This window comes from Flavobacterium anhuiense, from assembly GCF_050990855.1.
Lineage (GTDB): Bacteria > Bacteroidota > Bacteroidia > Flavobacteriales > Flavobacteriaceae > Flavobacterium > Flavobacterium anhuiense_C.
Map to the genome: position 1 here is coordinate 2526704 of NZ_CP158861.1, position 14550 is coordinate 2541253.

At 34.2% G+C, this 14550-nt stretch carries 11 protein-coding genes; 8 read left to right on the top strand and 3 right to left on the bottom strand.

Annotated features, from left to right (window positions below; genetic code table 11):
- The first annotated feature begins 19 nt into the window (after window positions 1-19).
- A complete protein-coding gene (locus tag ABTV69_RS11215; protein ID WP_433836363.1) occupies window positions 20-1114 on the top strand; it encodes a DUF695 domain-containing protein in 1095 nt (364 codons plus the stop codon).
- Between the two features lie 223 nt (window positions 1115-1337).
- Here ABTV69_RS11215 and ABTV69_RS11220 read toward each other — a convergent pair whose 3' ends face one another.
- Window positions 1338-2567: an aminotransferase class I/II-fold pyridoxal phosphate-dependent enzyme gene (locus ABTV69_RS11220; RefSeq protein ID WP_433836365.1), complete on the bottom strand. Its 1230-nt coding sequence runs from the start codon at window positions 2565-2567 to the stop codon at window positions 1338-1340.
- Window positions 2568-2807: 240 nt separating this feature from the next.
- Here ABTV69_RS11220 and ABTV69_RS11225 point away from each other — a divergent pair, with 240 nt between their 5' ends.
- The 3 genes from ABTV69_RS11225 to ABTV69_RS11235 all read left to right on the top strand — a co-directional run bounded on the left by ABTV69_RS11225 (window position 2808) and on the right by ABTV69_RS11235 (window position 5798).
- On the top strand, window positions 2808-3266 hold the full coding sequence (locus ABTV69_RS11225; RefSeq protein WP_053471104.1) for an Lrp/AsnC family transcriptional regulator: 459 nt from the start codon (window positions 2808-2810) through the stop codon (window positions 3264-3266).
- A 425-nt stretch (window positions 3267-3691) separates the two neighbouring features.
- Window positions 3692-5095 (top strand): dihydrolipoyl dehydrogenase, encoded by a 1404-nt coding sequence (lpdA, locus tag ABTV69_RS11230; RefSeq protein WP_281234769.1) that lies wholly within the window; start codon window positions 3692-3694, stop codon window positions 5093-5095.
- 160 nt (window positions 5096-5255) lie between these two features.
- The gene (locus ABTV69_RS11235; RefSeq protein WP_433836368.1) at window positions 5256-5798 is read left to right on the top strand and encodes a lipocalin family protein; all 543 of its coding nucleotides are present in this window, start codon (window positions 5256-5258) and stop codon (window positions 5796-5798) included.
- A 70-nt stretch (window positions 5799-5868) separates the two neighbouring features.
- On the opposite strand, the gene ABTV69_RS11240 is transcribed toward ABTV69_RS11235, so the two are convergent.
- Window positions 5869-6243, bottom strand: a complete 375-nt coding sequence (locus tag ABTV69_RS11240; RefSeq protein ID WP_433836370.1) for a DoxX family membrane protein — start codon at window positions 6241-6243, stop codon at window positions 5869-5871.
- 299 nt (window positions 6244-6542) lie between these two features.
- Here ABTV69_RS11240 and ABTV69_RS11245 point away from each other — a divergent pair, with 299 nt between their 5' ends.
- The 3 genes from ABTV69_RS11245 to ABTV69_RS11255 all read left to right on the top strand — a co-directional run bounded on the left by ABTV69_RS11245 (window position 6543) and on the right by ABTV69_RS11255 (window position 11519).
- Window positions 6543-7829 (top strand): anthranilate synthase component I family protein, encoded by a 1287-nt coding sequence (locus ABTV69_RS11245; RefSeq protein WP_433836372.1) that lies wholly within the window; start codon window positions 6543-6545, stop codon window positions 7827-7829.
- Between the two features lie 298 nt (window positions 7830-8127).
- Entirely contained in the window at window positions 8128-9438 is a 1311-nt protein-coding gene (gene tilS / locus ABTV69_RS11250) for a tRNA lysidine(34) synthetase TilS (protein ID WP_433836374.1), read from the top strand.
- The gene (locus ABTV69_RS11255; protein WP_433836376.1) at window positions 9438-11519 is read left to right on the top strand and encodes a cytochrome c biogenesis protein CcdA; all 2082 of its coding nucleotides are present in this window, start codon (window positions 9438-9440) and stop codon (window positions 11517-11519) included. Before tilS ends, ABTV69_RS11255 begins: the two co-directional genes overlap by 1 nt.
- A gap of 355 nt (window positions 11520-11874) precedes the next feature.
- Here ABTV69_RS11255 and ABTV69_RS11260 read toward each other — a convergent pair whose 3' ends face one another.
- Window positions 11875-13191 (bottom strand): ammonium transporter, encoded by a 1317-nt coding sequence (locus ABTV69_RS11260; RefSeq protein ID WP_433836378.1) that lies wholly within the window; start codon window positions 13189-13191, stop codon window positions 11875-11877.
- Window positions 13192-13505: 314 nt separating this feature from the next.
- Here ABTV69_RS11260 and ABTV69_RS11265 point away from each other — a divergent pair, with 314 nt between their 5' ends.
- Window positions 13506-14480 (top strand): Gfo/Idh/MocA family protein, encoded by a 975-nt coding sequence (locus ABTV69_RS11265; protein WP_433836380.1) that lies wholly within the window; start codon window positions 13506-13508, stop codon window positions 14478-14480.
- Window positions 14481-14550 lie beyond the last annotated feature (70 nt).

The following is a 14550-nucleotide window of genomic DNA, read 5'->3' on the forward strand; positions in this document are numbered from 1 at the left end:
AAATTTATTTTTTTACTACATGAGTTTTCTTGATAAAATATTGGGCAAAACAGAAGCTCCAATAACATCTTATAATGATTTTTGGAATTGGTTTTTAGCAAATGAAAAAGCGTTTTTTAAAACCGTTCAAAATGGAGAAAATATACATAAAGGCTTTTTTGATAAACTGGCGCCAAAGTTGGATGAAATTCACGAAGGGATTTATTTCCTTACCGGAATGTTCGATGATCAAACTGCAGAATTGGTTGTAACGCCCGATGGAGCAGTTAGAAATATTTATGTTATTGAAGAATTGGTTAATGCTGCTCCAGAAATTAACAGATGGAAATTTACGGCTCTAAAACCAGCTTCGGATGTCAATAATGTTAGTATAAACTACCAAGATTTTGAATTCAGTAAAGAAAATTTAAAGTTTTATCCTCGCGTTCATGAAGGCTATCCAGACGAAATAGATTTGGTAATTGTTTACGATCATTTTATTGAAGAGAAAAAATCAAATGTGACCAATGGAGTATATATTTTTCTAGACAATTATTTGGGCGAACTTCACTCTGTTACCTTAATTGACAATTTGGTTGTTACAGGGCCAGAATACGTTTCTGAAGAGTTAATTCCAATCGAAAAATTAAAAGATTATTTAGTTTGGAGAGAGAAAGAATTTGTTGAAAAATATGAAGGTACAAGACATAATACAGAAAACGATGGTTATGCCAATTTTGAGGGCAAAAAACAGGATGGTTCAATTGTTTTGGCTTTAATTAATACCACCATTTTAGAATGGGATAAAAAAGCATCACATCCGTGGGTTTTTATAGTTGCAATTCCGTTTGACGACTGTGATAATGGTGGATTGCCTGATGAAAAAACGTATAAATTATTAGACGAAATTGAAGAAGAAATCATTTATAGTTTACCAGATTCAGAAGGTTACTTAAACGTAGGAAGAGAAACCGCAAACAATAAAAGAGAAATCTTTTTCACTTGCAAAGACTTCAGAAAACCCTCTAAAATTGCTGACGAATTAATCAAAAAATACGGTGGTGTTTTTGAAATAAGCTACGATATTTACAAAGACAAATACTGGCAGTCGTTTAGACATTTTGAGGCTAAATAAATTATGAAATCCGTTCTGAAGTATTCAGAACGGATTTTTTTATTGGTATTTCGAAGAAAAAAAATCCGCTTAGAGAATTTCTCCAGCGGATTAAACAAACTAATAAAAAATGGTGCAAATTTATTTATAGAGTAATGTTCCAAATTATTGTGAGCAATTTTGCTCTTGCAGATTGAGCAGATTATTAGCCTAATCTTTGAGAGTAAGAAAAAAACTTAGAATCTTAGTAACTCAGAACCTTAGAGTCTATTTGTAAAACTCCAAGCTCAACCATGCAAGCTTTCATCATTTCGTATGTGCGTTGAATATCGTTATCTAAACCAATAGAAAAACGAATCAAACCATCAGTCAATCCCATTTCTTTTTGTTCTTCTAACGGAATTTCGCTTGAAGTCGAAGTTCCTGGTGCGCTGAATAACGTTTTGTAAAAACCTAAACTTACTGCCAGATAACCTAGATTTCGTTCCTGCATCAATTCCATTAATTCATTGGCTTTTTCCAAAGAACCAACATCGATCGTCAACATTCCTCCAAAACCATATTCTGGATTAATCATTGTTTTATATAATTCATGACTTGGATGACTTTTTAATCCTGGATAAACCGTTTTTAAACCATCTTTTTCAAATTGATCAGCCAAAAAATGTGCGTTGTGGCTGTGCTGTTTAATTCGAATATGAAGCGTTCTCAAATTTTTCATCACACTTGCAGAGCGCAAACTATCCATTGTAGGTCCTAAAAGCATGCTCGCACCAGAGTTAACGTTTTTCAATGAGTTAATAAATTCCTTCGAAGCGCAAGTCACGCCACCAACCGTATCACTGCTTCCGTTAATGTATTTCGTCAAGCTGTGAATGACAATATCAGCGCCTAATTTTGCAGGAGATACCGATAATGGTGAAAACGTATTGTCTACAACCAACTTCAAATTATGTTTTTTAGCGATCGCAGCCAAACTGCGAATATCAGCCACTTCCAATAACGGATTACTTACTGTTTCGCAATACAAAACTTTAGTTTTAGGAGTAATGGCAGCTTCGACAACGTCTAATTTAGTGATGTCAACAAAAGTGGTTTCAATTCCAAAACGAGGTGTGAAATTCTTTAAAAAAGCATAAGTCCCCCCATAAATCGTTCGGCTCGAAACAATATGATCGCCCGCACCGCACAATTGCAAAAGAGTAGGCGTAATGGCACCCATTCCCGAAGCTGAAACATTAGCTGTTTCTGTTCCTTCCATCGCCGCCAAAGCCTGATCCAAATACAAATTACTTGGTGAAGAATGGCGCGAATACAAATAACAGCCTTCCATATTGCCTTCAAAAGTATCGAACATCGTTTTTGCCGATAAAAAAGTATAAGTCGAAGAATCAGAAATCGATGGATTCACGCCGCCAAATTCCCCAAAGTATTGCAAATCCTGAATTTTATCTGCTGGATTAAAGTCTTTCATTTATAGTTAGTTTTATGTTTATTTCAAGTTTCAGGTTTCAAGTTGTCGAGCTAGAAAATCGAGTCAAAGAAAAATGGATTTAGATAAATAATCAATAATGTATGCAATATTTAGGTTTTAAAACTAATGATGTGTATTTATGATGATTTTTATTCTAAATTTGAGTTACGAAAAGGAATTTGATAGATTTTTTTTCATCTCCAATAAACCATCAACTATCAACCACAAACCATCAACCATATGACTTTAGACGAAATAGATAAAAAACTCCTTGTTTTACTCCAAACCGACAGCAAAAAGACTAATAAAGAATTGTCTTTAAAACTGAATCTTTCCGTAACAGCAGTTTACGAACGAATCAAAAAGCTGGAGCGCGAAGGCATTATAAAAAACTACGCAGCTTTAGTTGATAAATCTAAAATCGAAAAAGGATTTGTGGTCTTTTGTCATTTAAAACTCATTCAGCATACCAAAGAATTCCTAACCAAATTCGAAAGTGAAGTCATCAAACTTAACGAAGTTTTAGAATGCCATCATGTAAGCGGTGATTACGATTATATTCTGAAAGTTCTGGTAAAGGACATGGAAGCGTATCGCGAATTCTTAGTTACTAAACTGACTTCCTTGCAGCATATTGGAAGCACACAAAGTATGTTTATGATAAGTGAGGTGAAAAATTCGACGGTGATTTCTTTTTGAAAGTTGCTAAGATTCTAAGGTTCTGAGATGCTAAGTTTTTTTTAATCTCGCAAAGGCGCAGAGTCGCAAAGTTTTTTTTTACATCTTTTATGATTAATTGCGTCCAGCTTTAGCTGGATGTCAATATAATTCATGTCAAAAAGGCTTTAGCCAAAATCATCAAAGTTTGGCTAAAGCCTAATATGTTTTCAATTTGAAACCTCCAGCTAAAGCTGGAGGCAATTAAAAACACTTTGCGACTCTGTGCCTTTGCGAGCGAATTTCCAGCACAATAAAAACAAAACTTAGCGAACTTTGCGTAAATCTTAGCGCCCTTTGCGGTTAAACCCTCCACCCAAAATTTCACACAAAAAACATTGAAATTTAAACTTTAAACAAAACTTTATTCCTTAAATTTGTGACGCTTAAAATAAAATAGATAAACTATGAGTTCATTTGACGTAGTCATTATAGGTTCAGGTCCTGGCGGATATGTATCAGCAATTCGTTGCGCACAATTAGGTTTCAAAACTGCTATTGTAGAAAAATATAATTCATTGGGCGGAACTTGCCTTAACGTAGGTTGTATTCCTTCAAAAGCATTATTATCATCTTCTCACCACTATTCAGAAATTGCTCATTTTGCAGATCACGGAATCGAAGTTTCTGGTGATGTGAAAGTGAATTTAGAGAAAATGATCGCGCGCAAGCAAGCTGTTGTAGATCAAACCGTAGGTGGAATCAACTACTTGATGGATAAAAATAAAATTACTGTTTTTAATGGTTTAGGTTCTTTCGTAGACGCAACTCACATCGCTGTTGCAAAAGCTGACGGAACTTCAGAAACTATCGAAGCAAAATATACTGTAATTGCTACAGGATCAAAACCATCTTCTTTACCATTCATCAAAATTGATAAAGAAAGAATCATTACTTCGACTGAAGCTTTAGCTTTAAAAGAAGTTCCAAAACACTTAGTTATCATTGGTGGTGGAGTTATCGGAATCGAGCTTGGACAAGTTTACTTGCGTTTAGGAGCTCAGGTTTCTGTAGTTGAATTCATGGACAGAATCATTCCAGGAATGGACGGAGCACTTTCTAAAGAATTGACTAAAGTGTTGAAAAAACAAGGAATGAAATTCTACGTTTCTCACAAAGTAAAATCAGTTGAAAGAAACGGTGATGCTGTTACAGTTCAAGCTGAAAACGCAAAAGGAGAAACAATCACTCTTGAAGGAGATTATTCATTAGTTTCTGTTGGTCGTCGTCCTTACACAGACGGATTAAACGCTGACAAAGCTGGAGTTAAAATTTCAGATAGAGGACAAGTTGAAGTAAATGATCATTTACAAACAAGTGTTCCAAATATCTACGCAATTGGTGACGTTGTTCGTGGAGCAATGTTAGCGCACAAAGCGGAAGAAGAAGGAGTTATGGTTGCTGAAATCTTAGCAGGTCAAAAACCGCATATCGATTATAACTTAATTCCAGGAGTAGTGTACACTTGGCCAGAAGTTGCTGCAGTTGGACAAACTGAAGAGCAATTGAAAGCAGCTGGAGTAAAATACAAATCAGGAAGTTTCCCATTCAAAGCGTTAGGACGTGCAAGAGCAAGTGCTGACTTAGACGGATTCGTAAAAATCCTTGCTGATGAAAAAACTGATGAGGTTTTAGGTGTTCACATGATCGGTGCTCGTACAGCAGATTTAATTGCTGAAGCAGTTACTGCAATGGAATTTAAAGCTTCTGCTGAAGATATTTCTAGAATGAGCCATGCGCATCCAACTTTCGCGGAAGCGGTAAAAGAAGCAGCATTGGCAGCTACAGAAAATAGAGCTTTACACGTATAATTTACGTTTAAAAATATTATAAAACCGTCCCGTCAGTTTTGACGGGACGGTTTTTTTTGTGGTATTATTAAGCTTCATATAATATAATAATCAAAAATAATTTTGTAAATTAGATGTAGATTTCTGGTGGTATCTTTATGATAATTAAAAAGATAGTATTATGAAAACTAAATATATTGTTCCGGTTTTAATTGGGGCGGGGATTGCAATCACATTGTACTCTTGTGGTGGTGGAATTCCTAAAAACGCGCAAGCTGTTACCAACTTTGACAGCAAAAGATATCTCGGAAAATGGTATGAAATTGCCAGATTAGATTACAAATGGGAAAGAGATTTGGACAATGTAACTGCCGAGTATTCTTTAAACGAAGATAAAACTATAAAAGTCGATAATAAGGGCTATAATGTCAAAAAAGACAAATGGGAACAAAGTGTCGGGAAAGCTAGATTTGTCAAAAAAGACAATATTGGTATGCTGAAAGTCTCATTTTTTGGTCCTTTTTATTCTGGTTACAATGTCGTAGCAATCGATTCAGATTATAAATACGCACTCGTGGCCGGAGAAAGTTTAAAATACATGTGGATACTTTCTAGAGAAAAAACAATTCCAGAAAGCATCAAAGCAGATTTTCTTATCAAAGCCCAAGAAATTGGATATAATGTAACCGATTTGGTTTGGGTGAAACATGACAAAACAAATTAAATTAAAAAGCCCGTCAGAATTCCGAGACTTCGGAACTGACGGGCCTTTTTTGTTTTCTTTTAAAAATGATTTATGCGGTAAAAACACTTTTGTAATTATCCCAGTATCTGTAAATCAAAAATAAATTTCCTAGAAAAAGAAGCGCTGCAATAGGCAGACCATCGGGAGTCAAAAAATAATTGATAAACAAAATATTTACCGTAATCGGTAAGATCAAGATGTTTGCTAAAGTTACGTAACGCCCAGTTACAAATGCGATTCCACACAGTAATTCGATAGATTTTGCCATTGGCATTAAATACGTCGAAGCCATTAAGCCTACATTAAATGCTTTGAAATTTCCTGTAGTTTCAGGCTCTGGCATAAGGTGGAAAAAATAACTGATTGAGGCAAAAAGCAGCAAAAGGCCAATTAAAACGCGGACAATAATAGTGGCAATTTTCATAATACTTAGGATTTTTTAAGGTTAAAAAATAGAATTAAGTTATTGGAAAAGATGCAATCTAAAAGCTCATATGAGAATCGCAAATTAATTTTTTTGAGGTTCTTTTTTGAGGATAACATAATCAAATTAATGCTGTTTTGGGATTAATCTAATTGTATATCAAATATAACGAATTTTTTCTTATAAAAAGAATGTCTTTTTAACAGTTTTGCAATGTAATTCAAATAGTTTGATTATTTTTTTCGCTTTCCGCTAATGACAGAATTTTGTCGTAATTTTGACCTTTAAAATTACCATTTTTGAGAGTTTCCATTCATAAAAATATTGCCAATCCGAAACTGTTTAAGGAGCAGCTTTTAAGTTGGGCGCAGCAATTTCGAGAAGTTGTTTTTTTAGACAGCAATTCTTATCCGCAGCAGTATTCCAATTTTGACTGTATATTGGCAGTAGATGCTTTTACTTCTTTACAAACAGATTATTACAATGCTTTTGAAGATTTAAAACAGTATCAGCAGAATACAAAAGACTGGCTTTTTGGATACCTTTCTTATGATTTAAAGAATGATACCGAAAAACTTGAATCCAACAATTTTGACGGATTAGGTTTTCCTGATTTGTTCTTCTTTCAGCCTAAAAAGATTTTTATTTTAAAAGACAACGAACTAGAAATCCAATATTTAATGCTTTGTGACGATGAAGTTGAAGAGGATTTTGAAGAAATAGTCCAAAGTTCAAAGTCCAAAGTCCAAAGTATGGAACCTTTAGATATTAAACAACGCATTTCTAAAGATTTATATGTTCAAAAAGTAAATAAAATGCTGGAGCATATTCATATTGGAGATATGTACGAGGGGAATTTCTGTATGGAATTTTATGCTGAAAATGCCGTTATCAATCCGTTAGAAAAGTTCCAGAAGCTGAATGAGATTTCTCAACCGCCTTTTTCTGTTTTCTTTAAAAACTATAAACACTATTTGCTTTCAGCTTCGCCAGAACGCTATTTGAAAAAAGAAGGAGATAAGATTATTTCGCAACCCATTAAAGGAACTTCTAAGCGTTTTTCTGATGCAATTGAAGACGAAAACTCAAAAAATATTTTAGCTTCTGATGCAAAAGAGCGCGCAGAAAATATCATGATAACCGATTTGGTTCGAAATGATTTGTCGCATACCGCACAAAAAGGTTCGGTTGTAGTAGAAGAGCTTTGCGGAATTTATTCGTTTTTGCAAGTGCACCAAATGATTTCTACGATAACCTCAAAATTAGATTCGCAATATTCTGCAGTTGATGTTTTAAAAACAACATTCCCGATGGGAAGTATGACGGGAGCTCCAAAAATTTCAGTAATGGAAATTGTGGAAAATCTAGAAGAAACCAAAAGAGGATTATACAGTGGGGCAGTTGGTTATTTTACACCCGAAGGCGATTTTGATTTTAATGTCGTAATTAGAAGTATTTTATACAATCAAGAAAATAAATACGTTTCTTTTTCAGTAGGAAGCGCTATTACGTCGCAATCCATTCCAGAGAAAGAATACGAAGAATGCCTGCTAAAAGCAAAAGCAATGCACGAAGTTTTGCGGTAATTTTTTTCGCCACGAATTTGCTTCGACTGTTCGATATCGCTCGAGCCACGAATTATTTTTTATAATCATAACGCATATTTTTAGCCACAGGTTAAAATGATTCTCACAGATTTTAATCATTTTAATCCTTTAATCTGTGGCTATTTAGTTAGAGAAATAATTCGTGGAAATTTGTGTAATTCGTGGCAAAGAAAATATTCGCCATCAGCATAAAAAAATAATTCGGGGCAAAAAAATATTTCTCACGCTTAACATTTCATTTAAAAATATATAGCGTTTAATTTTTTACATTTATCAAATGTTTTCAAAATTTCAAAATCATATCGTTTCAAGATTTCCTTTTTTAGCAGAAAAAAAGCTTTTTCTGGCTGTAAGCGGTGGATTAGACAGTATGGTTTTGCTGCATTTATTAAATAAACTGCCTTACAAAATTGCAGTTTTGCATTGCAATTTTCAACTCCGCGGATTAGAAAGTTTTGGGGATCAAGAATTTATTCAAAACTATTGCGATCAGAATAATATCCCGATTTTCACCACTCATTTTGATACCGAAGCTTTCGCTAAAGATTATAAACTTTCGACTCAAGTAGCGGCAAGAGAACTTCGTTACAGTTGGTTTTACGAACTTTTGGAAGAGGAAAACTTTGATTATATTCTAACCGCACATCATGCCGACGATAATTTAGAAACTTTCATTATCAATCTAACGCGCGGAACAGGATTAGAAGGCTTGACTGGAATTCCAGAACAAAACGATAAAATTATTCGTCCGCTTCTGCCTTTTTCTAGAGATGAAATTTCGAAATATGCGGAGGAGAATAAAATCGAATGGCGTGAAGACAGCAGTAATGCTTCGACTAAATATTTGCGAAATAAAATCCGTCATAATTTAGTTCCAGTTTTAAAAGAAATTAATCCTAATTTTCTGGATGCTTTTCAGAAAACGCAGTCATTTCTTCAAGAATCAAAAGAAATGGTCGAAGATGCATCGATCATGGTATATCAGCAGGTGGCAAAAGAAGCAGGTGATGATATTCATTTCGATTTAAATAAATTAAAAAAACTTCCTAATTATAAATCGTATTTGTACCAATGGCTGAATGAATTTGGTTTTTCGGCATGGAATGATATTTACGATTTGGTCGAAGGGCAATCGGGTAAACAAGTTCTTTCAGAAGAGTTTAGATTGTTGAAAAATAGAGAAACGCTTATTTTAAGTCCGTTTTCAGGAATGCCAGAAAACGAAAAATACGAAATTAGTGAAAACGATACAGAAGTTAATTTTCCCTTAAAAATGAGTCTTTGTAACGTAGGTCACACAACATTCGGTTCAAATAAGGTTATATTTGTTGATTCCGATAAAATCCGCTTTCCATTGGTTTTGCGTAAATGGAAAGAAGGAGATGTTTTTCAGCCTTTTGGAATGAGAGGAAAATCTAAAAAAGTGAGCAAACTTTTTAAAGACGAAAAATTATCATTGATCGAAAAAGAAAAAACTTGGATTTTATGTTCTGAAAATGAAATAGTCTGGGTTGTCGGAATACGACAGGACGAACGTTTTAAAATAGAGAAAACCACAAATCAAATACTAAAAATAGAATTACAATAATGAACTTTACTCGAAATCTTCAGACAAGTTTGTCAAAAAATGTTTGGACTAAAACCATTTTACTTTTCGTGTTTTTCTTTGCTTTTGCAAAAGGTAATGCGCAAATATTAGAGCCAGTAAAATGGACTTCTAAAATTGAGAAAAAAGGAAACAACGCTGTTTTAATTTTTGATGCTGTAATCGAAAAGGACTGGCATATGTATTCCCAGTTTACTCCAGACGGCGGGCCTTTAGCTTTAGAAATAACTTTTAAAAATCAGAAAGGAAACTACGAACTAGTTGGAAAAGCTAAAGAAGGTAAAACCAGAACGGCTTTCAACGATGTTTTTGGTGTAGATGAAACTTTCTTTGAAGGAAAAGCGCATATTGAGCAAGAAATTAAAATCATAAACCCAAACTTAAAAACGGTTGATGTCGATTTTGATTTTCAGGTTTGTAAAGAAGTTTGCATCAATTCGAATAATAAATTCTCTATTGCAGTTCCTTCAACCTTTAAGATGGATGAAGTTCCTGTTGTAACAGAGGCTAAAGCCGATGAAACAAAAGTAGTAGGACTAGCGGTTGATACCGTTAAAAAAGAAGAAGCGGTTCAGTCAAAAGTGGAGAAAACATCAGAAACAGCTAAAGAAGAAACTCCTAAGCCAGCACCTGCAAGAAGTTTGTGGTCCATCTTTTTTATTGCCTTTTTATCTGGATTCGCAGCGTTGTTAACACCTTGCGTTTTCCCAATGATTCCGATGACAGTGAGTTTCTTTACGAAACAAAGTAAAAGCCGTGCAAAAGGAATTAGAAATGCTATTATCTACGGATTTTCTATTATTGCTATTTATGTAATTTTAGGTCTTATTGTAACTAAAATATTTGGTGCAGATGCATTAAACGCTTTATCTACAGATGTTTGGTTTAACTTGATTTTCTTCGTGATCTTAATCATTTTTGCTACTTCATTTTTGGGAGCTTTCGAAATTATGCTTCCGAATTCATGGGCAAATAAAGCCGATCAACAAGCTGATAAAGGCGGTTTAATCGGAATATTATTCATGGCTTTGGCTTTGGCAATTGTGTCATTCTCTTGTACAGGGCCAATTGTTGGAACTTTATTGGTTGAAGCAGCTTCAAATGGAGGAATCGCACCAATTGTTGGAATGTTAGGATTCTCATTGGCATTAGCACTTCCGTTTATGTTATTTGCGATGTTCCCGGGTTGGTTAAATTCGTTGCCAAAATCTGGTGGCTGGTTAAATACGGTAAAAGTTGTTTTAGGATTTTTAGAATTGGCATTAGCATTTAAATTCTTATCAAATGCTGATTTGGTTTTACAATTGCATTTCTTAGAAAGAGAAGTTTTCATCGCGATCTGGATTGCTATTTTCGGAGCTTTGACTTTATATTTATTCGGAAAAATTACATTGCCTCACGATAGTCCAACGCATCATATTTCAGTAGGAAGATTGTATTTAGGATTATTGACTTTTGTGTTTACAATGTACTTAATTCCTGGACTTTGGGGAGCTCCTTTAAAATTAATCAGCGCATTCCCGCCACCGCCGCAATATAGCGAAAGTCCGTTTGGAGTTGGAGGATCTGGAAATGGAGCTGTTTCTGCAGAATCTATAAAAGGACTTCCAGCAGGAGCTGAATTAGGGCCGCACGGAATTATGGTTTTCCACGATTATGAAGATGGTTTGGCTTATGCGAAAGAAATCAATAAACCAATTATGTTAGATTTTACAGGTTATGCTTGCGTGAATTGTAGAAAAATGGAAAACAACGTTTGGTCTGAGCCAACGATTTTGCCAATTCTAAAAAATGATGTGGTTTTAATTTCGCTTTATGTAGATGATAAACGCGAGCTGCCAAAAGAAGAGCAATTTACAACTGCAGCAGGAGATAAAATCATTACTGTAGGTGATAAATGGACAGACTTTATGATCTCAAAATATAAAACCAATACACAGCCTTTGTATGTGATTACAGATTTGGAAGGAAAAAACATGAATACATCTAAACCAACTATAAGCTACGTAAGCGCTGATGAATATTTAGAATGGCTGAAAGAAGGAATTGCTAATTTTAAGTAAAGAGAGAATAGAGAAAAGAAGCAAGAAGAAAGAAAATAGAGGATAGGGAAAAGAAGCAAGAAGCAAGAAGCAAGAAAATAGAGAAAAGATGAAAGATGAAAGATGCAAGATGCAAGATGAAAGATGAAAGAGAATTAAATCTGCAATCTAAAATCTAAAATCTGCAATCTACAATCTACAATCTACAATCTACAATCTACAATCTAAAATCTACAATCTACAATCTACAATCTACAATCTACAATCAAAAATCTATAATAAATAAAAGGGGAATTTAATTCAAACAAAAAGCACTCTAAGTCAAATTTAGAGTGCTTTTTTATTTATCAAGTAATGTGAGAAAGGGAATTTATTCTTATAAGAATTCTCCGTGTTGAGAGATGTCTAATCCTAGTTCTTCTTTTTCTTCAGTAACTCTTAGAGGAGTAATTTTATTAACGATGAAGAATAAAGCGTAAGAAGCTACGAAAGCAAAGATTGAAACGATAACCAAAGCAGTTAATTGGTTGATGAATAATGTTGGAGTTCCGAAGATTAAACCTTGATTATCTCCAACTGCAGGGTTGATTGCTTTTGAAGCGAAAACTCCAGTTAAAAGCATACCTACCATACCGCCAACACCGTGACAAGCAAATACATCTAGAGCATCGTCGATTTTTCCTTTAGGGAATTTGCTTACTACAATGTTACTTACAATTGCAGAGAATAAACCGATGAAGATTGCGTGAGGAATACTTACGAAACCAGCAGCAGGTGTAATAGCAACAAGACCTACAACAGCTCCAATACAAGCTCCAAGAGCAGATAATTTGTGTCCTAAAATTTTGTCAAGGAAAACCCAAGCCATTGCAGCAGCTGCAGCAGCAACAGTAGTTGTTCCTAAAGCTTGAGCAGCAAGACCATTTGCTCCTAAAGCAGATCCAGCGTTGAAACCAAACCATCCGAACCAAAGTAAACCTGTTCCTAATAATACATACGTAATTCTAGCAGGATTTACTTTTTGAACTTTTCTTTTTCCTAAGAAGATTGCTCCAGCCAAAGCAGCCCATCCAGCGCTCATATGCACTACTGTTCCTCCGGCGAAGTCCAGAACTCCCATTTTGAAGAAATATCCATCAGGGTGCCAAGTCATATGAGCAAGAGGAGCGTATATTAAAATGATGAATAAAACCATGAACAATAAATAGGCCCAGAAACGAATACGCTCTGCAAAAGCACCTGTAATTAATGCAGGAGTAATGATGGCGAATTTTGCCTGAAATAATGCGAATAATATAAATGGAATTGTTGGTGCAAGGCTCCATGCTGTGTTAGTTCCAACTCCAGCAAAGAATAAATTCTGAGACGGATCTCCGATAATTCCTCCAATTGTTGGTCCAAAAGCCAATCCAAAAGCAACAACTGTCCATAGAATAGTAACAATTACCATTGCCATAAAACTTTGAAGCATCGTACTAATTACGTTTTTCTTACCTACCATACCTCCGTAGAAAAATCCTAATCCAGGTGTCATTAGCAATACAAAAGCAGTTGCAACGATCATCCAGGCAGTATCTCCAGTATCAAATTTTACCGCTTCTGCAGGAATTGGGTTGTCTGCAATGATAAAGTTTGAAATAAAGGTTAGTACCAAAATCGTGATAAGAATCACACTTAAAATAATTTTTCGCATAGTTATTTAGTTTTAAATTTTTTATAAAAGTATAAAATCATTTAATACCCCCTAAAAAAATAGGGTTGGATGTTTGATTTTTGTTAAATTTAAAATTTAACCCCTTTCATTTTGCGTGAATTTCTTAAAACAAACTTAAAATTTACAATTTGACAACATTTTTTTTTCACTTACTCTCATTTTTGATAATTTTTGGGGTAATTGATTGCTATTTTTTGTAGGATAATAGATATTTGTTGTTTAAAAAACGTCTAGAGTTGGTTGTAAAGGATTTTTTTTAATCATTTTAACAATTTTGATGATTATAATATAAGATGAAAAATAGAAAAATTAAGTGGGGAATAGTTGGACTTGGAAATATTGCAAGTCAGTTTGCGTCTGATTTGTTATTGATTGAAAATGCTGAACTGACGGCGGTTGCATCTAGAGATTTTACTAAAGCAGAGGAATTTGGCGGAAAATACAATGCTTTAAGAATATATAATTCTTATGATTTGCTTTTTGAAGATTCCGAAGTAGAGATTGTCTATATCGCAACTCCTCATAATTCCCACGCCGAATTGACTATAAAAGCCTTAGAAAGCGGCAAACATGTTTTATGCGAAAAACCAATGGCATTATCTTATAAAGATGCCGAAAGAATGGTTGAAGCTTCAAGAAAATACAATAAATTTTTTATGGAAGCTTTTTGGACGCGATTTATTCCGTCAGTTCAAGATGTTTTGGAGAAAATCAATAAAGGAGCAATTGGAAACTTAAATTATATAAAAGCCGATTTTGCCTTTCACGGAAGTGAAACAGAAAATAAAAGACTTTTTGATAATGACCTAGGCGGCGGAGCATTATTTGATATTGGCGTTTATCCTTTATTTCTCTCTTATATACTATTAGGATATCCGAAAGAGATTTTGGCGAAAGCAATTAAACATAAAAACAATATTGATTTGCAGACTTCGATGATTTTGCAATACGAAGCAGGGCAATCGGTTTTACATGCTTCTATAGTTTCTGAATCTGATATGAAAGCCGTAATTTCTGGAACAGAAGGAAGAATAGAACTAAATGCGCCATGGTTTGTTGCCGATGGTTATTCTTTATTTAAAAAGGAAGAAAAAGAAGCTGTTGTCACCCTGCCAACTCTTGGAAAAGGATATTCTCATGAAATTATCGAATGCCAAATTTGTATTTTGAATAATGAAATTGAAAGTAAACTTTGGTCACATCAAAATTGCTTGGATTTGAGTAGGATAGTGGAGGAGATTAAAAGTCAGATTGAGTTGCCTTTTTAATTTTTAAAAATTTGTAATAAAATATTTACATTTAATTATTTTTTCATTAGTTTTAAAAACGATTAATGAA

What these genes read in the sequence shown, in the direction of transcription:
- ABTV69_RS11240 (WP_433836370.1), bottom strand. Translation starts at nt 6,243, where the DNA reads ATGAAAATTGCCACTATTATTGTCCGCGTTTTAATTGGCCTTTTGCTG.
- ABTV69_RS11255 (WP_433836376.1), top strand. Translation starts at nt 9,438, where the DNA reads ATGAACTTTACTCGAAATCTTCAGACAAGTTTGTCAAAAAATGTTTGG.
- ABTV69_RS11260 (WP_433836378.1), bottom strand. Translation starts at nt 13,191, where the DNA reads ATGCGAAAAATTATTTTAAGTGTGATTCTTATCACGATTTTGGTACTA.
- ABTV69_RS11235 (WP_433836368.1), top strand. Translation starts at nt 5,256, where the DNA reads ATGAAAACTAAATATATTGTTCCGGTTTTAATTGGGGCGGGGATTGCA.
- ABTV69_RS11225 (WP_053471104.1), top strand. Translation starts at nt 2,808, where the DNA reads ATGACTTTAGACGAAATAGATAAAAAACTCCTTGTTTTACTCCAAACC.
- ABTV69_RS11220 (WP_433836365.1), bottom strand. Translation starts at nt 2,567, where the DNA reads ATGAAAGACTTTAATCCAGCAGATAAAATTCAGGATTTGCAATACTTT.
- tilS (WP_433836374.1), top strand. Translation starts at nt 8,128, where the DNA reads ATGTTTTCAAAATTTCAAAATCATATCGTTTCAAGATTTCCTTTTTTA.
- ABTV69_RS11265 (WP_433836380.1), top strand. Translation starts at nt 13,506, where the DNA reads ATGAAAAATAGAAAAATTAAGTGGGGAATAGTTGGACTTGGAAATATT.
- lpdA (WP_281234769.1), top strand. Translation starts at nt 3,692, where the DNA reads ATGAGTTCATTTGACGTAGTCATTATAGGTTCAGGTCCTGGCGGATAT.
- ABTV69_RS11215 (WP_433836363.1), top strand. Translation starts at nt 20, where the DNA reads ATGAGTTTTCTTGATAAAATATTGGGCAAAACAGAAGCTCCAATAACA.